Origin of the sequence: Maribacter sp. MMG018 (assembly GCF_018100785.1) — a bacterium.
Lineage (GTDB): Bacteria > Bacteroidota > Bacteroidia > Flavobacteriales > Flavobacteriaceae > Maribacter.
On record NZ_JAGJEC010000001.1, the window covers coordinates 1721666 to 1741338 of the forward strand.

Sequence of the window (19673 nt, forward strand, 5' to 3'; positions counted from 1 at the left end):
CTTAAAAAACATAACCGCTTAAAAAAGCGGTTATGAAGGTCATTGTTTTCCATTATTTTGGGGTTGAACAAGGGCTGCCATTGTTCTACACCGTTTGCTGTTCGTATCTAATAAACCGGTGTTGCATAGGCCTCTACGGTTTTCAAATCTTCTTTATACTCCGCTACAAAGGCATCAATTTGGTCTTTGGTAATACCAGGAACACAAATAATATGGGCAATATTATCTTCTGAGGCCAATTGATATTTTGAACATATGTTATCACTAGGTTTGTCGAATACAATGGTCAAAGCTTGTGGGTTTCGCCATACGTTAATGCCAAGTTCTTTGATTTTTTTCTCGGCATAGTCGGCTATTTCCATTGATTCTTTTACTCTTTTCGCCAAACCATCTTTGCCATGTTCTTGAATAAATTTCCATAAAAACAAAGGTGTTAACCCATTTCTTGATCCTGTAATCGTGGTATCTAACGTGCCAACATAGGAAACGGAATTTACAATGCGGTTTCTATGTTTTCTTTTTACCAAAACAACGCCACAGGGTAGGGGACTACCAATAAATTTATGGCCAGATATGGCAATGCTATCTACACCTTCTAAAAAATCAAATTTAGGTTTAGGCTCCCTAAATGGAGCTATACAGCCCAAAAATGCGGCATCACAATGAATGTAATAATCTTTAATGGAATACTTTCGAATTGTTTGTTTGATCTTGTCTAAATCGTCAATAGCCTCTTTCATGGTACTACCTATGTTCAAAAAGAATATGGCAGGTCTGTGCCTGTTCATTGACAATAACATTTCTAGATCTTCGTAATCTATTTCTCCGTTGTTTTGACTGCGAACAACAATACTGTCAATATTCAAAAGGTGTAAATTCTTTTTAACGCTATAGTGCGAAGCTTCACTGTAATATACAATTGGATTTCGAAAACTTTCCCTTGCTAAATAAAGCCCGTACAGATTGCCTTCGGTGCCACCATTGGTTACATAGCCCCACGCTTTTTCCATGTCCGTAGACAAAATATCGGCAAAAAATGCAACGACTTCTTTTTCAATGCTTTTTGTGTTGAATAAAAGTGTAGAAGGTGATTCTGGGTCGCCTATATTGTTGAGGCATACGTTTAAAAATGGCGCAAATTCTCTATAATCAAAATCTTTTGCCAAGGGGTAGCCCAAAAAATTCTTTGAATTCTCATCTATCTTTTGATAAATCTCTTCTATCAATTTCATATTTTAATTATTATTTTCGACTATAAAATTATATTTAATTAGTCATTTAGTCTATTAGAATGATTAATTTGGTATATATAACTATATTGAAGAAATATGATAGTTGAAACAACTTTAGAAGTGATGTTCACCGACTATTAATGGTTAGAAAAACTATGCAAAAAATAGATAGAATTGATTTGGAGATACTTTCAGAGCTTCAAAGAGACTGTAAACAACCGATTAAGGTGCTTTCTGAAAAATTAAACCTTTCTATAACCCCTATTCGTGAAAGAATTAAAAAGTTGGAAGCCTCTGGAGCCATCGATAAATATGTTGCTGTTGTAAACCCAAGGGTTTTAGGAAAAGGACTCACTGTGTATTGTATGGTAACTTTGGTAAAGCACCAAGAAAAGTATTTTGAGGAATTTGAAGAATTTACCTCCACACTGCCTGAAGTTGTTGAGATTGTATATGTAAGTGGATCATATGATTATTTGTTGAAATTGGTATTGGACGATATGAAGGATTTTGAGAATTTTATTGTGAGGAAAATTTCTCGGTTAGATGTTATTTCAAACATTCAAAGTTCGTTTGTAATTCATCAAAAAGATAAGAAGCTTTCTTTTTTATAAATGGGGTGGAACATAGTTACATGTGTACAATTACACAGATACCTCTTTATTCGAATATAAGAGCCATAGCTAGTGCTACCCAAACCCGCATGAATATAAAAATTCTTACAATGCTGTTCTTGAAGAAAAGCCCAGTTCTATTAAAAAGATGTGGTTTTGTGTTCGGTAGAAGAGGGGGTAAAGGGTTTTGTTGAACATCCCCCGCCCTTGTTGGCTAATCGTTTTTTATTCAAGTTCTTTTTTCTTCATTGGAACTTTTATAAACTCATAAACCAATGGATATTTTTCTTTTAAAATTTTGTCTATTTCTTGATTCCTATAATCGTACTTACTCATATATTCTTCTCCTAAAACTTCTTCAATTATGTCATTAATATACCAATCCTCAAGATATTCTTTGTTTTCGTATTCCCAATGATTTATTACTGATTTGGGAATATTTAAATCGTCATTGCTAATATTAACTCCATCTTTTCTGATTTCGTCAACTTCTATGTAAATATTATAATCCCTGTTGAAGGTTTCGAGAGTTTTGTTTTTAAGAATCTTTTCGTTGGTGTAGCTTGCTTCCCAATATCTGACAACTGGTTTTGAAAACGGGCTAGTTGTTAAACACCAAGATTTATCTAATGCAGAATAAATTGATGAATATATGTCTTCTTCGTCTTTTTCATTGATTTTTGCCTCAATTTTATAGCCAAACCTTAGTTGTTCAATTTTACCTTTTAAAGGTGTTAGTCTAAATCCAAGATTTACGTTTCTTATTCCACCAGAATAACTATAATATTCTTTGTCAATTCTCGCAAGCTCAACTTTGACGTACTGTTCTATAGAATTCTCTTCTTTATACTTTTTCCAGTAATCTGAAATCGAGTCCACTTTTTGTTCATAAATTCCATATTTTTCATTCCATTCTTTTTCAATTCGTTCGTTTACCGGTTTGAAGTAAACTGTGTCAGAAGAAAATTTTGCGAAGTCAAACACTTGTTCATAGGTCAAGTCCGCAAATTTAACTTTTTCCATATCCGTTTTTAAAATTGTATCTCTTATGTAGACAATATATTCGTATGTGTCTTTAAACAAAGAATCGCTATCTATTGATTCTTTAAGTTCATTAACAGTCAAAGGTTCAAAAATTGGTTTGTCAAGATGAGAATTACAGCTAAAAAGTCCGATTGCTGTAAATAGAAGTAATAATTTTTTCATCCTTTATGTTGGTTAGTTTTCTTTTTGTTCAAATTACTGGTAACAACTGTATATATGTACAATTACACATACCTTTTTATTCTGGTATAAGAGCAATAGCTTCAGCTACCTCAAACCCACACGAATATAAAAGTTCTTACAATTTTGTTCTTACAGAAAAGCGTAATCCTTTTAAAATGAGGTGGTTTGTGTTTATTTGGTTTTCATCATTTTTAAAATGCTAATTAGTATAGCTATACCTGAAATCACAGTTAGTAAACTAACCATCAATTCCATGAAATTCAGTACATAATAATTTTCATAAAAACTTATCGTAATCCTTTTTCCGCCAAAAATGTGTGTCACAAGTAAAATTGAAAACAATAGTATCTTTTGTTTTAAATTCATATCTAAAAATTTTGACTATTAAAAAAGGCATTGAAATAAGTGTAATTATCCATTACAATATCATCAAAGTTGACATCTTTTAATTTCTTTAGCCAAACCCATACGAATATAAAAATTCTTACAATTTTGTTCTTACAGAAAAGCGTAATCCTTTTAAAATGAGGTGGTTTTGTATTCGGTAGAAAATAGGCTCTAGGTGGTGTTGTTTTAATGATTTTGTAAGGTCTCAAATACTATTTTCCAAGAATCATCCGATTGTCTTTTCCAATTAATAATATAGGTGCCGGTGTTTTTAATGGTATCCAAACTTTCTTTATTAATAAAAATTTCATTAAAAGTGTTGTAAGATATGGCCATGTCTTCCGAAGGTATAATTGTGGGCCTTCCGCGGTGAATGAGCTGTACATCGTATTTTTTGTAGATCTGTTCCCATTGTGTTATTAAAGAGTCTTTGGTCAAATTTTGAATGGGCGAATCTGGGTAAATAGCTACGTAGTTGTCCGCATAAAAATCTATCCAATCGTACTCGAACCTTTCATAGACGGCGTAAAGGCTGTCTACCTGCTCGGTTATTATGGCCGTTATCTCAGCGTCGGATGTTTTGGTAACGGGCACGGGCTTTTCATCATTTTGGCATGCGATGATTACAAATGTAAGTAGGATCAATAGTGCGAATCGTAATTTTAGGTTTTTCATACTGGTTTGTTTTAATGGTCCGTAACAGAACGTGGTTGTTGTTGTTAAGTTACTGATAATTAGCGATATGAAGAAAAAAATATAAAGGGGAACCAACAGGCGGTTTTGGTAAGAAGCCATCATCAATATCAAGGTTGAGAGTACTAGGGGGCAATTTTATTTTTAATGTAGGGTTTTACCACCCTCAAAAATGCATATTGAAAATTGGAAGCCCTCGCAAAGACCCATTAACCTTAGGTTAAAATTATGGTGAACATATAAGACCGGTGGGGCTATCGATAAAATGGTCTATTCTTAATAAAAAAGAAAGTGGTTTAAGTATACGGCCCAAACCACTATTTCTTTTATACGCTTTAGCTATTGGTATTAGACAAAGCTAATTCCGTATTTAGCGCAAATCCCCGTTACTTTTTCAAAATCTGGCGGTCCTTCCGGAAGTGCTGCCAATTCTTCGAACATGCTTTCTATGCCTGCCGGAAAAGCGGATGCGATCATTTTTGCCTTTTCCGTTCCGACCACCTTCCAAGAATGTGGTTTCCCTTTTGGGGCAAAAGCTATGTCCCCTTTATTTAGAACGGTCGTTTCTCCATCTACCATTATTTCGACCTGTCCTTCTATAACCCTGAATATCTCATCTTCCTTGGTATGAATATGAGGTGGAATTCCTATTCCTGGATCAACATTGGAGACCCATTCCATTATTTGGTTGCCCGTATCACTACCGATGAGTTTGTGGGTCTGTATATCGCCGATTACGTTGAATACACTTCCTTGGTCATCTGTGACAATTTTAGGTATGGCTTCATTTGATGCGAACACATCGTTATCGTTTGTTTGACATCGCGTCATTAAAGGAAACATGGTGAAACCTGCCACCAGTCCCGAAGTTTTAATAAATTCTTTTCTGTCCATGATTATGTTTTTACGACAATTTATATGTAACCTATTGACGTAACAATGTGAAAATCACGGTAAATACATGGATTTTGCGAGCAGTTAACTTTTTCTGAGGGCCGAGGGGGTCATTCCTGTGTGTGTCTTAAAGAAATAACTAAAATAATCAGGGGAAGAAAAACCTAGTTCAAAGCTGATTTCCTTAATGGTCTTGTCCGAAAACTTTAATGCGTGCCTAGACCTCATGAGCAATTGTTCTTTTATGATACTTTTTGAACTTACGCCCAGCACCTCTTTTACACATTCATTTAAGTATTTTGGGGAAAGGTTAAGAAGTTCCGCATAATCGGCTACCTCATGTTGTTTGTCTATATGCTTGTCTACCAGTTTTTTGAATTTATAGACGACATTCGTTTTCGAATTGTTGTTAGATACTACCGATTTAATGTTGCATTGTCCGTCGCAGTAGACAAAAAATGTGTTCAATAGCGATAATATGGCATCGTCTTTATGGTTAAGGTGCGTGCCTAAAAGCTCATCTATCATTTCTAAGATGGCCTGTGTTCTTTTTTCAATACCTGGGCTCAGTTTAAACAAGGGAATCTCACCTGAATTAAAAAGCCTTATTTTATTGATGTGAAGTTTGCTTAAAATAGGATTGTTCAAAACCTCATTGGACAAGTACAGTACATAACCGGAAGAAGATGGAGCGTCTTTCTTGAAAATCTTCCATTGATATTGGGGGTCTAGAAAAAAAATGGAATTCGATACATTTTTATAGAGAACACGATCTATTTCAATTCCTTCTACCTCATTCTTGATCCAACAAACGGCATATGCGTCACCGGGTTGCTTTAAAGTAGTTTCTTTGTTTATTTGCGTAATGTTAATAGAATCGGATCTCATACGGTATTAATGCCAATGCAAGGTGCTGTGCCTTAACGTGTTCGGTACTTCAATACTGACTAAGTTACATAAAAAGAATATACAGGGGCACCGATCGGGCGGCCTTTTACTGTATATATGCGCATTTATTTCTTTATACCGTCTAAAAGTAATTTACGGCATAGGCCGTACGGGTTTTGTATGTATTGTAATAAAAAAGGCACTGTATTGTTACAGCGCCCTTTACTGAAAAATAGTAGAACCTAACTAACTTATAATTATACCCCGAACTTATAGCCAAAAGTGACCAATAGGGCCGTATTTTTTAACACATTGTTCTCGTTGCCCGAAAAATCCAAAAAGCCGCCTTCATACGATAGGCCCAATTGAATTTGATCGTTGAAGAGCACTCCAAAGCCTACATTTAGGCCAAAATCAAATGCCTTTACATCTTCGCCTATCGTGTAGGTAACGTTTCCTTGTTTGGCCCCTATGGGCATTGCTAGGTAAAATCCCGAAGCGGCGTAGAAAGACCCCGAGCGGCCCAATTCAAAAATGTTATATCGGGCACTGAGTGGCATTTGTACGTAGACCATGCTTAAATTATCGCCCGTGGTGGATGCCCCTTTTTTTGCGAGCGACAATCCAGAACCCAGATAAAGATCGTCGGTAATGTCGAACTCAATGGTACCGCCCAGCTTGGCACCTAAAGTTCTACCGTAAAGGTCGTTTACATAGGTATCGGGCGAAACGGCATTGCTGAGTCCCACACCGGCCTCGATTCCGAAAATTTGGGCATTAGATGAAAACCCTACCAATGCCATTACTACAACAACTAATACTTTTACAGAATTTCTCATATTTTAGTTTTAATGTTTACGGATGTTCGTGTTCTCGAAAACCCCGATTATTTATAGGTAGCAAGGTATTGGAACACTGTAGGTTATGAAATACCGTGTTATTTGTATTTTTTTCTACCTGATTTCCTTTAGGAATGTATTTCGCGAGGTCAAAAAAAGCCCCACTGTAACAAGGTGGGGCTCCAAACAATAAACCAACTTAAAACTATGTTTATTCCCCTCGATAATCAGAAGGGCCAAAAACCCCATTTTCTGCGATAACGAGCGGTGCTATATGGGCACCATATCTAAACAGGGGGTTTAGCCATAGTGTCTTACCGGTATTGGCATCTATGGCCATTAACCCTACATTGTTGTTCGGATCCGAACTATGGAAAAAATCGTGGCCATACGTAAACAAAATACCGTTTGCGTATACGGGGCTATGCGCTACGCTACTATTATTGTTGTGCCATAACCGTTCTCCATTTTTTAGGTTTACGGCAAAAGGTCTGGCACTGGAGGTATCAGCATTGCTAGAACCATTGTCATAATTGCTATAGACGACATTCTCTACTATCAACGGGCTCCATAGGGTATTTACCCCGGTAGCAACCTGCCAGATATTCTTTTTGGTACGTATGTCTATGCAATAGAGCACCGACCGCTTCTCTTGATCGGCCGGTACGGCATTTACGACCAGTTTGTTTTCTGAAACAGCGGGAGTTCCCACTTTTTTCGCCTTAAACTGCCAGGTGATTTCAAAAGTTTCCATATCAACGATATAGAGGTTCTGGGCAGGTAAATAAAGGGTGTTTTCCACAAACAAAGGGGTTCCGGATATTTGGTTCGGTAATTCCCATTTTTTTAATAACCGGCCTGTTTCCTTATCTAAAATATGAAGATAGGCCGGTAAGTCGCTTATAAAACCCTTGTCGGAAAAAACATAAACCTTGTTGTTACGCACTATAAGTGTGCTGTTATCGTTTAAGATATCATCTAGCTCCCCATTTGGCTCAGTGCTATAGTGCCATTTTAAATCACCGGTGGTTTCCTCTACGGCTACGACCACGCCCGATCCCCCAGATGCATAACATACACCATCGGCACATACAGGTTGGGTGGCCCCGATCGTGCCAAAATTGTATTGAAGCATATATTGTTCCCATAAAAGGCTTTTGTTGTTTATGCTCAAGGCGTTTATAGAATTGTTGTCCGAGGTTACATAGATCGTACCGTTCTTATAATCGGGCATTACCTGAAGGTCGGTAAGATCGGGAAAGTTGTAGATAGATGTTTCTTTTCCCGTTTGGGCATTTACCGTATACACGGTCTCATCTTGTGCGGCTATTAAAAAACAATTTAGATCTGCTTTGCCAGATACCAATGTCCGCCCCATTTTGGGGTTGCTCACTTCTCCCTTTTTATTGTATTTGGTACGATTACAGCTATTGCAGCCGATCAAGAAAATGGTTGTGGCGGACCAAAGAAGAATGTTTAAAAACCTTGTTTTCATTTACTGTACCTAATTAGATATCTGCCGCCTTTATACGGTAGTACTATACACCGTATAGGGGGCGTTCTTAAAACTTGAAAAAGAAACGGAGTTTGTAAAACCCTTGGTTTTGCTTACCCCGTTTCTGGCCAGTGTAGCTGTATAGCTATTTTTATGATCCGTCATTTAATATGACTTCTCAGTTCTTTATAAAACTCCAAGCGATCTTTGGAAAGCCGTTGGTCTTCTGCTCCCCAAACAATTCTGTTCTTGAGGTTTTTGTTTACTTCTTCCAAAAAATAATAGTTGTTGCCTGGATGGTTAAAGTCTATATCAGAAAGCGATAGTACTTTAATACCATGAAAATAGGCTTCGGCCTGTTCTGTGGAGAGCGGTTTCAACTCTACGGTCGTATTGGTAATGGAATTGGTATGGAACAACTGTCCGTTTTCTAGAAGAATGTAGGTGTCCACAGCTCCTGTAACACCATCGCCATTGCCAAATACCAATTGTTTGTCCGGTAATTCTTTAGAAGAATATTGTTGTGATCTGCATCCCAATAACAAATAAAAAAGTAAACTGAAAAATAGTAGTGTCCATTTCATTTATTATAAATTAGATCTGTAAAAGGCCTAATGCAACATACTGTTACCATGTACTATTTTAGGTCTTTCATGGCTATTGTGATCAATAGCGTTCGGTATGTTGCAAGTTATTTTTAAAAGCATGACCAAGAAATACCATGATCAGGGTATTTTTTTCTACTGGTTTTCCGGTATATTGGTAGGGTGTATTTATAGTGCGGTATAGTTATGGTATATTGGCTAATGATAAATTTAATCGATTAAATGCGTGTAATTGTACTTGTTTTTATTCTTTTTCTGCCGTTTTTGGGTCAGTCGCAAACGGGGCGCGAAACACGTATAGACAGTCTTGAAAATGCCCTGAAAATGGCGGAACACGACACCACACGTGTTCTTGTTATGAGCGAGCTGGCCAGAAGCTATGGCGGTGTGGATTCCGTAAAGTGTTTTGAAAATGGTTTTAAGGCGATCGCACTAAGTAAAAAGATAAATTACTTGAAGGGTATGGCCGATGCGAATATTAACGTAGCGGGTGGTTATCTGGATTATTTTGATGTTGAAAACGCCAAAAAGTATTTTGAGATAGGAAACAGTTTGGCCGATAAGCTCATTGTTAAAGACTCTTCGAAGGCGAATATGAAAATATGGCTGCGAGGCTACTATAATTTAGGGGTGGCATACGGCTATGAAGGCAATGTGGCCAAAGAAATTGAATTGGCGGCAAAGACAATACCCATTGCCCAACAAATGGGCGATAAGATGTTCGTAGCCAACGGCAACACCAATCTGGCCATAAAATATAGTAATATGTCGTTGACCGATAAGGGATACGAGATGTTCAAGATCAGCCAAAAACAGTTTCAGGAAATAGGTTCGCCCGAAGATATGCTATACCATAGCCTCGCTTTTTCTTCGTGTTTGGCGAGTATGGATTCTTTAGATCAAATGAAATCTGTGCTTGATATTGCAAAAACAAACCTAGACAAGATTCCCAACTCGTTCTATCGGGGGCCTTATTATACAGAGTTAGGACTCTATTATGGAAGGGTAGAGGAATATGACAAGGCCTTAAAGGCACTTGATAGGGCGTATGATTTTTACAAGGATAAAAAGACACATTACTACTTAAAATTGCTCTATCAACGGTATGCCAAAACCTATGAAAAAATGGGCGACTATAAAAAGGCGAAAGAGTACACTTTAAAATATGTCAACTTTTCCGATGACCAACATTCCTTTACGGATAAGATCAATGCTTATTTTATGCTGGCGCGATATGAGGCCAAGCTGAATAATTATGAGGATGCCTATAATTATTTGCAGGGTTATGTAACTGCCATAGACAGTGTTCGCGTAACGGAATTGGGCAACGACATGCAAAAATTGGAGGTACGTTATAAGACGGCAACCAAAGAGAAAGAGATCTTAACGCTTAAGAACGAAAAGACCGAAACGGCCCTTGCCCTAGAAAAAAAGAGGTCGCAGACCTATATGCTCGGAGCCATAGCCAGTATTCTTGCATTGCTTTTGTTCATTGGGTTTTATGCGTACAACCAAAAACTTAGAAGGGCGCGTAAAAAGGAAGAGCAGCGCGAAGCAGAGGTGTTACTTTTAAAACAAGAGCAACAGAACAAGATATTTTCTGCCATGATAGAGGGTCAGGAAAAAGAGCGAAAAAGGCTGGCCATAGACCTGCACGACGGTTTGGGCGGAAGGTTGTCCGGTATTAGTCTAAACCTCTCTAAACTAAACAAGGACGAGCCGAAAGAATACCCGAAAGCACAATTACAAAAAGTGATGAAAGATCTTGATGATTCTTTGGCAGAGCTGCGCTCCATTGCCCGTAATATGATGCCGGAAACTTTGGTGAAATTTGGTTTGCAGGCAGCTCTTAAGGATTATTGTAGTAGCATGACCGGTAGTGGTACCAAAGTAACCTTACAGTTCTATGGAACGGAAGAAGGTATTAGCCTAAACCAACAAGTTACCATGTACCGCGTTATTCAGGAGTTGATCAACAACGCCGTTAAACACGCCAAAGCTTCTGAAGTATTGGTGCAATATATGAGAGATGGCAATAAGGTAGATATCACCGTAGAGGATAACGGTGTGGGCTTTAAAAAAGAAGATATTAAGGACAAGGAAGGTGGTATGGGGTTATTAAACCTTAAGACAAGGGTAGCCTATTTAAAAGGCGACCTAGAATTTCAGTCAGAAGAAAATGAAGGAACCACAGTGAATGTTCAAATTAAACTAGATGCAGCATAAACCGATACAGATATTAATAGTCGATGACCATCCTATGGTGATCGAAGGCCTAAAAACCTTGCTGAGCGATGATGACCGTGTGGCCGTCAAGTGCCATTTTATGAACGGTACCGATACACTTTCGTTTTTAGAAAAGGACACGGTCGATGTTATTTTGTTAGATGTAAACCTACCCGATATCAACGGGGTAGAAATGGTGCCCAAAATATTGGATATTAGGGCGAACATTGGCATTATCGGACTTAGTACCTATAGCGAACCCAGTATCATCAATCAAATGATAAAAAACGGGGTAAAGGGATATTTGCTGAAAAATGCCACGGCCGATGAGTTGGTGAATGCCATTTCGCAAGTGCACCAAGGTAATTTCTATTTTGGGAGCGAAGTTCAAAAAATATTGGTCGATTCGGTAGCGCAAGAAGGTAACGAACTGCCAAAGCTTACCCGAAGGGAAAAACATGTACTAACCTTGATCGCCGACGGAAAAACCACCAACAACATAGCCGAAGAGCTCTTTATTAGTCCACTTACCGTAGAGACCCACAGGCGAAACCTGATGCAGAAATTAGAAGTTTCCAATGCGGCATCACTTATCAAAGTAGCTGTAGAAAAGAAATTGATATAGTTGCCGTTACTTAAAAAATGCCTTTACCGAGATAGGGTTTTCTATCGCTAAGGTATTCTATAAATATACCGTGTAATGATACCCGAATACTGCAAGGTAAGGTGGTAAACCTTGCCCAAAAGGTATGATATTGGTCATTTTAGGCACCATAGTATTACGTTACATTTGATTGGCTTGGCATCGCATTATATAGGGCGTAACCGCAGCAGTTATGTTCTGCGATTCTTTATGTGGCCGATATTTTTTGTAGAAAAAACCAGACTATCGCTATAGGTAGTATAAATTATAGAAAACAAGACCTGAATGTATAGTAAAGTAATTTTTCCGTTTTCAATATTGTTTTTACTACTCTTGTCCTGTAATCAAAAGGATGCATCGATAACCCCTGAGATTAGGGATATAACCGAAAGTGTCTACGCATCGGGCTTTGTAAAGAGCAAAGATCAATACGAGGTTTTCAGTAAATACAATGGCGTTATAGAAAAGATTTTGGTAGAAGAGGGGACGCATGTAAAAAAGGGGCAGGCCCTTTTTCAATTGGACAATGCGGATTCTAAAATAATGACTGAAAACGCCAGGCTTTCTTCCATAGCATCAGACTTTAAAGTGAATGCCGATAAATTGGAAGAATTGGAAAACAATATTGTATTGGCAAGAAAAAAGCTTGCCAACGATTCTTCAATGTATGTTCGGCAAAAAAGACTATGGGCCAATAAAATTGGTAGTAAGGTAGATCTTGAACAAAGGGAATTGAATTATCAAAATTCGAAACTTGCCCTGAAAAATGCCAAAATCAGGTACGATGATGTAAAGCGCCAGCTACAGCTTGCATCCAACCAAAGCAAAAACAATCTGCAGATTGCGGAACTGCAAGAAGATGATTATGTGATCAGGAGCGAAGTGGACGGGGTAGTGTATAAAATAGATAAAGAAGTAGGGGAGCTCGTAAATGGTCAACAGCCCATTGCCGTCATAGGTTCCGATGAATTTATTGTTGAGTTGACCGTTGATGAGTTGGACGTGGTAAAAATAAAGAAAGGACAGCAGGTTATAATTAGAATGGATAGTTACGGGTCTGAGGTGTTCGAAGCACATATTACCTCTGTAGACCCCATGATGGACGAAAGAACGCGTTCGTTCAATACTGAGGCCGTTTTCGATAAAAAGCCAACGGTACTGTATCCTAACCTTACGGCAGAGGCCAATATTGTTGTTCAAACAAAACAAGATGTATTGACCATACCAAGAAATTATTTGGTAAACGATACCACCGTGTTGCTGGAAAGCGGAGATGTAAGAAAGGTGGAAACAGGCTTAATGGACTATAGCCTGGTGGAGATAAAAAATGGTATTGACGAGAATACCAGAATAGTGTTACCAGAGCAGTGAAAACAAGACACATAACAGAAATTGCAGGGGCGCTTTTGCTCGCTCGGTGGAAACAAACTTTGGTAGCCGCCGTGGGGGTAACCTTCAGTATTGCCCTTTTTATAACCTTATTGGGCTTTATGGAGGGGTTGAATCAATTGTTAGACGGCCTAGTGTTGAACCGTACGCCCCATATTCGTTTGTATAACGATATTAGGCCATCTGATTATCAGCCTATTGACTTGTCCGAAGAGTATAAACAATATTACAACTTTGTAAGTTCTATAAAACCTGCGAATTCACGTAAAGAGATTCATAATGCACAACGGATCATCGAAGATTTAAGAAAAGATCCATTGGTACTAGGGGTGGCGCCCAAGATAACGGCACAAGTTTTTTATAACCTCGGCAATGTGGATGTAAACGGCATCATTAACGGTGTGGATGTGGAACAGGAAACCAAGTTGTTTTCCTTTAGCGATTATGTGACGCAAGGCAATTATTATGATCTAAAGAATGTTGCCAATAGTATTGTTCTAGGAATAGGCGCGGCCAATACCATGATGGCGAAAGTGGGTGACGTTATTACCGTGACCACGACCGAAGGAGAACAGTTTACACTTAAGGTAGTCGGTTTTTTTCAGTCGGGTATTTCTGAAATTGATAAGACCCAAAGCTATGCCAGTGTAGCTACCACACAGAAATTGTTAGGGGAAAGCAGTAATTATATTAGCGATATTCAGGTGAAACTGAAGAATATGGATCTGGCCCCTTCTTTGGCTCCCCAGTACAAACAAGTATATGGGGTAGATGCGGAAGATATACAAACGGCCAATGCCCAGTTTGAGACGGGTAGTAGCGTGCGTTCCATTATTTCATATGCCGTAGGGCTTACCTTGTTGATCGTATCCGGTTTTGGGATCTATAATATTCTGAATATGTTGATCTATGAAAAAATGGATACCATCGCAATACTAAAGGCTACGGGGTTTGCAGGTTCGGACGTTAAGAAAATATTCACGGCCATATCATTAAGTATCGGTGTTTTTGGAGCGATAGCAGGGGCGATTTTCGGATTTCTCTTTTCAAAGATCATAGATGCCATTCCGTTTAATACCGATTCGTTGCCCACGATAGAGACCTATCCGATAGATTATGGTGTACAGTATTATATGATTGCAGTGTTGTTTGCCTTGGTCACTACCTATTTGGCAGGATGGTTTCCCGCAAGAAAAGCAAGTAAAATTGACCCTGTAGAGATTATTAGAGGAAAATAATGGAGAATAATATAGTATTAGAGGCCCGTGCCATATATAAATCGTTTTACGATCCTGTTAAGATAGATGTATTAAAAGATATATCTTTTAATGTAAAACGGGGAGAATTCGTGTCGGTCATAGGAAAATCAGGATGCGGAAAATCTACCTTGCTCTATATTCTTTCTACAATGGATACCGACTATCAGGGAGAGCTTCTTATAGATAACATAAGTATGCACGGAAAATCTGAAAAGGAACTTGCCGCCATCCGAAACGAAAAAATAGGTTTTGTTTTTCAGTTTCATTACCTGCTGAATGAATTTACGGTATTAAAGAACGTGATGCTTCCCGGTTTTAAGCTTAACAAGTACAATGAGGCCGAGTTGGAAAGCAGGGCGCTCTCTTTATTGAAAGACTTGGGCATAGAGCATTTGGCACATAAAATGGCACATAAAATATCTGGGGGAGAAAAACAACGGGTGTCCATTGCCCGGGCCATGATCAATGACCCCCTTATAATCATGTGCGACGAGCCTACCGGTAATTTAGACAATTCGAATACCGATATGGTTTTCGACATCTTCAAAGAACTGACCGAGGTGTACCATAAAACACTATTGGTAGTGACCCATGACATGACCTTTGCCCAAAATACGCAACGCACCATAGAAATGGAGGATGGTAGAATAGTGCCATAATCTATTTTTTCAAATTTCCATGTAATTCAAGAACGTATGTAGCCCATATTCGTGATAGTGTATATAGGTGGTATGATCGCAAGAAAATTAAATTGTTACTTTTAGAGGTGAAACTGTGTTACTTTTTTAACACTCTGTGATTATTTGGTCACATGAAAAAAACGAACATCAAATACCGTTTAAAAAATGAAAAGAATTCTACTAACTGCCTTAATGTCGATTTACATATGGCCTTGTTTTTCACAGGCCATTCTGGAAGATGAAAGATACGTGCCCGAAACAGATCCGCTTGTACTTGAAAAATTAGATCAATGGCAAGACATTAAATTTGGGCTCTTGATGCACTGGGGGCCATACAGTCAGTGGGGTATTGTTGAGTCTTGGTCCATTTGCCCGGAAGATTATGGTTGGTGCGAGCGTAAAATGGGTAGTAATCCACAGAATTATACCGAATACGTAAAAGAGTACGAAGGACTCAAAAAAACTTTTAACCCAACAAAGTTCAATCCCCAAAAATGGGCTAAAGCGGCGAAGGAAGCAGGCATGCGGTATATGATATTTACCACCAAACATCATGATGGTTTCTCTATGTTCGACTCAAAGTACACCGATTATAAAGTTACCGATCCCGAATGTGCCTTTAGTTCAAATCCGAAGTCGAATATTACGGCTGAGGTTTTTAATGCCTTCAGGGCCGAAGATATGTGGGTCGGGGCTTATTTTTCTAAACCAGATTGGCATCACGAAAACTATTGGGATCCTTATTTTCCGCCATTTGATAGAAATGTAAATTATGATCCGGCTTTATATCCTGAAAAATGGGAAAAATATGTGCAGTTTACCCATAACCAATTAATGGAATTATTGACAGATTATGGTAAGGTAGATATTATTTGGTTAGACGGGGGCTGGGTAAAAAAGAGGGATCAACAAAATCTAGAGGAAAACTATGCGGAAAAGTTTGCCGAGAATACTGCTGGCAACGGTTTTATTAAGCATAGAATGGTGTCTCAAGACATTAGAATGGACGAGTTGGTAGCAAAAGCACGTAAAAAGCAACCTGGTTTAATTGTGGTGGATAGGGCGGTTTACGGTAAAAACCAAAATTACCTTACACCAGAAAATAGAGTGCCGGAGAAAGAGCTTCCCTACCCTTGGGAATCTTGCATCATATCTGGAGGAGGATGGTCTTACACCCCGGATGCAACTTATATGACGGGGTATCAAGGAATACAGATGTTAGTGGATATTGTGGCCAAAGGAGGGAATCTTCTTCTTAATATAGCACCCTCCCCAGAAGGGGAATGGCAAAATGGGGCCTATAATTTACTTTCGGAATACGGAGATTGGATGAAAGTGAACGCCGAGGCAATATATAATAGTAAGACACTTGCGCCTTACAAAGAAGATAATATATGTATGACCCAACAAGATAATGGCAACACCTATTTTTTCTATATGGCTAAAGAGAATGAAACTAAAATTCCTTCTGAGATAACGGTCCGTTCTCATCAACCAATTAAAAATGCTACCGTACAGTTGTTGGGAGATGATACCTTGTTAAAATGGAAAAACACGGGTGAAGGGTTTACGGTAAAAATACCGGAGAAATTAAGAAAAAACCCGCCTAGCAATTATGTTTGGACGATAAAAGTTTCTCAAATAAAGAGGTAGTAGCTGTTTTTTATAAAGATTAGGTGTAGCAAAACCTAACAGATGTATTAATTGCCCATAACCTTAAAATTGAAATTTTTTTAAAAAGAACAAGTTTCTGTAGGCTGTTGGTTTGGCAATTATCGGGGCTTTTTTTGATTAAAAAGAAATCGAAGCCTATCAATAATATCAATACGGTAATTGTATTCTTTACCTTCCTCAATTGTACGAATAAATGCTATTTTTAGTTTTGTTCCACCTGTAATCAGGGGGCTATTATAGTGTGTTGTGAGTGATATGACACCTGTAATAATCATCGTTCAATTAAAATAGTATCAAATCGTATGTCGCATAAAGATTCCGAAGAACAGCGTTTGGCTGTTGGGGATACCTATAAAAATTGGAAAAGATGGGGGCCTTATCTTGCGGAAAGACAATGGGGTACCGTAAGGGAAGATTATAGTGAAGATGGGAACGCATGGAGCTTTGTGGATCACGACAAGGCGCGAAGCAATGCCTATAGATGGGGAGAGGAAGGTATTGGTGGTTTTTGTGATTCTAGAGAAATACTTTGTTTGGCCCCTGCATTCTGGAACGGTAAAGACCCTATATTAAAAGAACGTTTGTTCGGACTTACAAATAATGAGGGCAACCATGGGGAAGATGTAAAAGAACTATATTTTCACCAAGCATCTACACCTACACATTCCTATGCAAAGTATCTGTACAAGTATCCCCAGAAAAAATTTCCGTATGCCGATCTGGTAAGAAAAAATCGCTCTCGTAACAGAAATGAGCCCGAATATGAGATGTTGGATACCAAGGCCTTTAAAAGAAGTGCTTATTTCGACTGTTTTATAGAGTATGCAAAGGCAGATGTAGACGATGTTCTAATGAAGGTTACGGTTGCCAACAGAGGGGCAAAAACGGCTACGGTACATGTGCTTCCACATTTGTGGTTCCGTAATTTCTGGAAACATAACAAACGGTTTGAGCGCCCCAATATGAAGGCTATTTCAGATAATTGCGTACAGTCTAGAAGTGTAAGAAATGGCAGGTATTACCTGTACCATGAAAATGGGGAACAGCTCTTTTGTGAAAATGAGACGAACAATAAACGAATTTACAATGTACCCAATGAGGTGCCGTATGTAAAAGACGGCATTAACAATTATGTAATAAACGGGGAATCTACGGTAAACCCAGAAAAGAACGGTTCAAAATTTGCCGTATGGCATAAGTTACGTCTTAAGCCAGGGGAGGAGAAATCGGTAAAAATTAGGCTTAGCAAAAAAAAATTAAAACAACCTTGGGAAGAATTCGATACAATTTTTGAAAATAGAATTGAGGAGTGTAAAGAATTCTATGAGGGTGTTTTGTCTAAAAAGAAACTGTCGGAAGCTCATAAAGAAGTAGCGAAAAAGGCCTTTTCAGGGTTGTTGTGGAGCAAACAATTCTACTATTATGATGTGTTTAAATGGCTTTTTGGAGGACCAGGAGAACCAAAACCTTATCGTACTAATGCCAGAAATTATAGTTGGCAACATTTGACCAATCGGCATGTAATCTCTATGCCGGATAAATGGGAATACCCATGGTACGCCGCCTGGGACCTTGCCTTTCATATGGTCTCTTTTGTAGAGATAGATCCTTATTTTGCGAAAGAACAGTTGTTGTTGGTGCTTAAAGAGAGCTATATGCATCCCAATGGGCAAATACCGGCCTATGAGTGGAATTTTAGCGATGTAAACCCTCCGGTGCATTCATGGGCGGTATGGAATGTTTATGAAAAAGATAAACAGCGTACGGGGGTTGGCGATACCTCTTTTTTAGAAAAATCCTTTCAAAAGCTATTGCTCAATTTTACGTGGTGGGTAAATCAGAAAGACAAAAGTGGCACGGATCTGTTCGAAGGTGGTTTTTTAGGATTGGACAACATTGGGGTCTTTGATCGAAACCATATGCCACCGGGCATAAATAGAATGCAGCAAGCGGACGCCACCAGTTGGATGGCCATGTTTACGTTGAACATGTTGCGAATGTCATTGGAATTGGCGGAGACCAATAAAGTATATGAAGAGAATGTCGCAAAGTTTTTTAGACATTTTTTAAATATAGCTTGGGCCATGCACCATATCGGAAAAAAGGACATATCGCTTTGGGATGACGATGACAATTTTTATTACGATGTGGTGGAAATGTCCAGCGGAATTACAAATCGTTTAAAAGTAAGGTCTTTGGTGGGCATCATTCCTTTGTTTGCAGTTGAGATTATTCATAAAGATCTTTTCGAGGAATTGAAGGATTTTCGACAACGTGCCGCCGAAATAGTTAGAACAAGGCCCGATCTTGCGTCTTTGATATCCAATATAGAAGAAACGAACGATGAGGGGAATTATCTTTTTTCTATCATGCGCGGATTTCGGTTAGAGCGTTTGTTAAGACGTATGTTGGATGAAGACGAATTTCTTTCCGATTATGGTATACGTTCCTTGTCCAAATATCATGAAGAACATCCGTTTGTTTTTAAACATCATGGGCATCATCAAATTCAATATGAATCTGGAGAAAGCCGGTCCAGTATGTTCGGGGGGAACTCTAACTGGCGGGGTCCTATTTGGATACCCTTAAATTATATGATCATTCAATCGTTACGAAAATACTATACTTTTTATGGGGATAGTTATCAATATGAGTTTCCTACGGGCTCTGGCAATAAATTAAATTTGAAGGAAATTGCCAATGAGCTCAGCAAACGATTGATAAAGCTTTTTGAGAGAAATGAAGATGGAAGGTTTCAATACCATTCCGAAGGTGAGGACAATCTTTTTTCCACCGATGAGCATTTTAGGGGTCAACACCTTTTTTATGAATTTTTTGACGGCGACCATGGTAAAGGTCTAGGTGCGTCTCACCAAACAGGTTGGACGGCCCTTATTGCCAATATAATTATGGAGATGGACTAAGAAT

General features: G+C 38.4%; 17 protein-coding genes. 8 read left to right on the top strand and 9 right to left on the bottom strand.

Annotation, left to right across the window (positions count from 1 at the left end):
• Positions 1 to 107 precede the first annotated feature (107 nt).
• The gene (locus J8L85_RS07380; protein WP_211015976.1) at positions 108 to 1232 is read right to left on the bottom strand and encodes a histidine decarboxylase; all 1125 of its coding nucleotides are present in this window, start codon (positions 1230 to 1232) and stop codon (positions 108 to 110) included.
• Positions 1233 to 1387: 155 nt separating this feature from the next.
• On the opposite strand from J8L85_RS07380, the gene J8L85_RS07385 reads away from it, so the two are divergent.
• Positions 1388 to 1846, top strand: coding sequence for an Lrp/AsnC family transcriptional regulator (locus J8L85_RS07385; RefSeq protein ID WP_211015977.1), 459 nt, complete (start codon positions 1388 to 1390; stop codon positions 1844 to 1846).
• Between the two features lie 225 nt (positions 1847 to 2071).
• On the opposite strand, the gene J8L85_RS07390 is transcribed toward J8L85_RS07385, so the two are convergent.
• From J8L85_RS07390 to J8L85_RS07420, 8 genes are all read right to left on the bottom strand, one after another.
• Entirely contained in the window at positions 2072 to 3052 is a 981-nt protein-coding gene (locus J8L85_RS07390; RefSeq protein ID WP_211015978.1) for a hypothetical protein, read from the bottom strand.
• A gap of 594 nt (positions 3053 to 3646) precedes the next feature.
• Positions 3647 to 4135, bottom strand: a complete 489-nt coding sequence (locus J8L85_RS07395) for a hypothetical protein (RefSeq protein WP_211015979.1) — start codon at positions 4133 to 4135, stop codon at positions 3647 to 3649.
• Between the two features lie 366 nt (positions 4136 to 4501).
• Positions 4502 to 5047, bottom strand: a complete 546-nt coding sequence (locus tag J8L85_RS07400; protein ID WP_211015980.1) for a cupin domain-containing protein — start codon at positions 5045 to 5047, stop codon at positions 4502 to 4504.
• An 84-nt stretch (positions 5048 to 5131) separates the two neighbouring features.
• On the bottom strand, positions 5132 to 5935 hold the full coding sequence (locus J8L85_RS07405; protein ID WP_211015981.1) for a helix-turn-helix domain-containing protein: 804 nt from the start codon (positions 5933 to 5935) through the stop codon (positions 5132 to 5134).
• A 257-nt stretch (positions 5936 to 6192) separates the two neighbouring features.
• The gene (locus tag J8L85_RS07410; protein ID WP_211015982.1) at positions 6193 to 6774 is read right to left on the bottom strand and encodes an outer membrane beta-barrel protein; all 582 of its coding nucleotides are present in this window, start codon (positions 6772 to 6774) and stop codon (positions 6193 to 6195) included.
• 211 nt (positions 6775 to 6985) lie between these two features.
• Entirely contained in the window at positions 6986 to 8269 is a 1284-nt protein-coding gene (locus J8L85_RS07415) for a PQQ-like beta-propeller repeat protein (protein WP_211015983.1), read from the bottom strand.
• Between the two features lie 30 nt (positions 8270 to 8299).
• Entirely contained in the window at positions 8300 to 8434 is a 135-nt protein-coding gene (locus tag J8L85_RS18060) for a hypothetical protein (protein ID WP_282103020.1), read from the bottom strand.
• Positions 8431 to 8853 (bottom strand): hypothetical protein, encoded by a 423-nt coding sequence (locus tag J8L85_RS07420; RefSeq protein ID WP_211015984.1) that lies wholly within the window; start codon positions 8851 to 8853, stop codon positions 8431 to 8433. The genes J8L85_RS18060 and J8L85_RS07420 overlap by 4 nt, the downstream gene beginning before the upstream one ends.
• Before the next feature lie 243 nt (positions 8854 to 9096).
• Here J8L85_RS07420 and J8L85_RS07425 point away from each other — a divergent pair, with 243 nt between their 5' ends.
• The 7 genes from J8L85_RS07425 (at position 9097) to J8L85_RS07455 (ending at position 19669) form a co-directional block, all read left to right on the top strand.
• Positions 9097 to 11100 carry an ATP-binding protein gene (locus J8L85_RS07425; RefSeq protein ID WP_211015985.1) on the top strand — a complete coding sequence of 668 codons (2004 nt, stop codon included), beginning with the start codon at positions 9097 to 9099 and terminating at the stop codon, positions 11098 to 11100.
• Complete coding sequence (locus J8L85_RS07430; RefSeq protein ID WP_211015986.1) at positions 11090 to 11725, top strand: response regulator transcription factor; 636 nt, start codon at positions 11090 to 11092, stop codon at positions 11723 to 11725. The genes J8L85_RS07425 and J8L85_RS07430 overlap by 11 nt, the downstream gene beginning before the upstream one ends.
• Before the next feature lie 303 nt (positions 11726 to 12028).
• Positions 12029 to 13114, top strand: a complete 1086-nt coding sequence (locus J8L85_RS07435) for an HlyD family efflux transporter periplasmic adaptor subunit (protein ID WP_211015987.1) — start codon at positions 12029 to 12031, stop codon at positions 13112 to 13114.
• Complete coding sequence (locus J8L85_RS07440) at positions 13111 to 14370, top strand: FtsX-like permease family protein (RefSeq protein WP_211015988.1); 1260 nt, start codon at positions 13111 to 13113, stop codon at positions 14368 to 14370. Before J8L85_RS07435 ends, J8L85_RS07440 begins: the two co-directional genes overlap by 4 nt.
• The gene (locus tag J8L85_RS07445; RefSeq protein ID WP_211015989.1) at positions 14370 to 15050 is read left to right on the top strand and encodes an ABC transporter ATP-binding protein; all 681 of its coding nucleotides are present in this window, start codon (positions 14370 to 14372) and stop codon (positions 15048 to 15050) included. Before J8L85_RS07440 ends, J8L85_RS07445 begins: the two co-directional genes overlap by 1 nt.
• A gap of 186 nt (positions 15051 to 15236) precedes the next feature.
• Positions 15237 to 16724 carry an alpha-L-fucosidase gene (locus J8L85_RS07450; protein ID WP_211015990.1) on the top strand — a complete coding sequence of 496 codons (1488 nt, stop codon included), beginning with the start codon at positions 15237 to 15239 and terminating at the stop codon, positions 16722 to 16724.
• Between the two features lie 323 nt (positions 16725 to 17047).
• Entirely contained in the window at positions 17048 to 19669 is a 2622-nt protein-coding gene (locus tag J8L85_RS07455; RefSeq protein WP_211015992.1) for a glucosidase, read from the top strand.
• Positions 19670 to 19673: the final 4 nt, after the last annotated feature.

Bases quoted from the DNA above. Each gene is read 5' to 3' on its own strand.
- J8L85_RS07435 (WP_211015987.1), top strand. From the start codon at position 12,029: ATGTATAGTAAAGTAATTTTTCCGTTTTCAATATTGTTTTTACTACTC.
- J8L85_RS07455 (WP_211015992.1), top strand. From the start codon at position 17,048: ATGTCGCATAAAGATTCCGAAGAACAGCGTTTGGCTGTTGGGGATACC.
- J8L85_RS07390 (WP_211015978.1), bottom strand. From the start codon at position 3,052: ATGAAAAAATTATTACTTCTATTTACAGCAATCGGACTTTTTAGCTGT.
- J8L85_RS07420 (WP_211015984.1), bottom strand. From the start codon at position 8,853: ATGAAATGGACACTACTATTTTTCAGTTTACTTTTTTATTTGTTATTG.
- J8L85_RS07400 (WP_211015980.1), bottom strand. From the start codon at position 5,047: ATGGACAGAAAAGAATTTATTAAAACTTCGGGACTGGTGGCAGGTTTC.
- J8L85_RS07430 (WP_211015986.1), top strand. From the start codon at position 11,090: ATGCAGCATAAACCGATACAGATATTAATAGTCGATGACCATCCTATG.
- J8L85_RS07445 (WP_211015989.1), top strand. From the start codon at position 14,370: ATGGAGAATAATATAGTATTAGAGGCCCGTGCCATATATAAATCGTTT.
- J8L85_RS07410 (WP_211015982.1), bottom strand. From the start codon at position 6,774: ATGAGAAATTCTGTAAAAGTATTAGTTGTTGTAGTAATGGCATTGGTA.
- J8L85_RS07415 (WP_211015983.1), bottom strand. From the start codon at position 8,269: ATGAAAACAAGGTTTTTAAACATTCTTCTTTGGTCCGCCACAACCATT.
- J8L85_RS07385 (WP_211015977.1), top strand. From the start codon at position 1,388: ATGCAAAAAATAGATAGAATTGATTTGGAGATACTTTCAGAGCTTCAA.
- J8L85_RS07425 (WP_211015985.1), top strand. From the start codon at position 9,097: ATGCGTGTAATTGTACTTGTTTTTATTCTTTTTCTGCCGTTTTTGGGT.
- J8L85_RS07405 (WP_211015981.1), bottom strand. From the start codon at position 5,935: ATGAGATCCGATTCTATTAACATTACGCAAATAAACAAAGAAACTACT.
- J8L85_RS07380 (WP_211015976.1), bottom strand. From the start codon at position 1,232: ATGAAATTGATAGAAGAGATTTATCAAAAGATAGATGAGAATTCAAAG.
- J8L85_RS07395 (WP_211015979.1), bottom strand. From the start codon at position 4,135: ATGAAAAACCTAAAATTACGATTCGCACTATTGATCCTACTTACATTT.
- J8L85_RS07450 (WP_211015990.1), top strand. From the start codon at position 15,237: ATGAAAAGAATTCTACTAACTGCCTTAATGTCGATTTACATATGGCCT.
- J8L85_RS18060 (WP_282103020.1), bottom strand. From the start codon at position 8,434: ATGACGGATCATAAAAATAGCTATACAGCTACACTGGCCAGAAACGGG.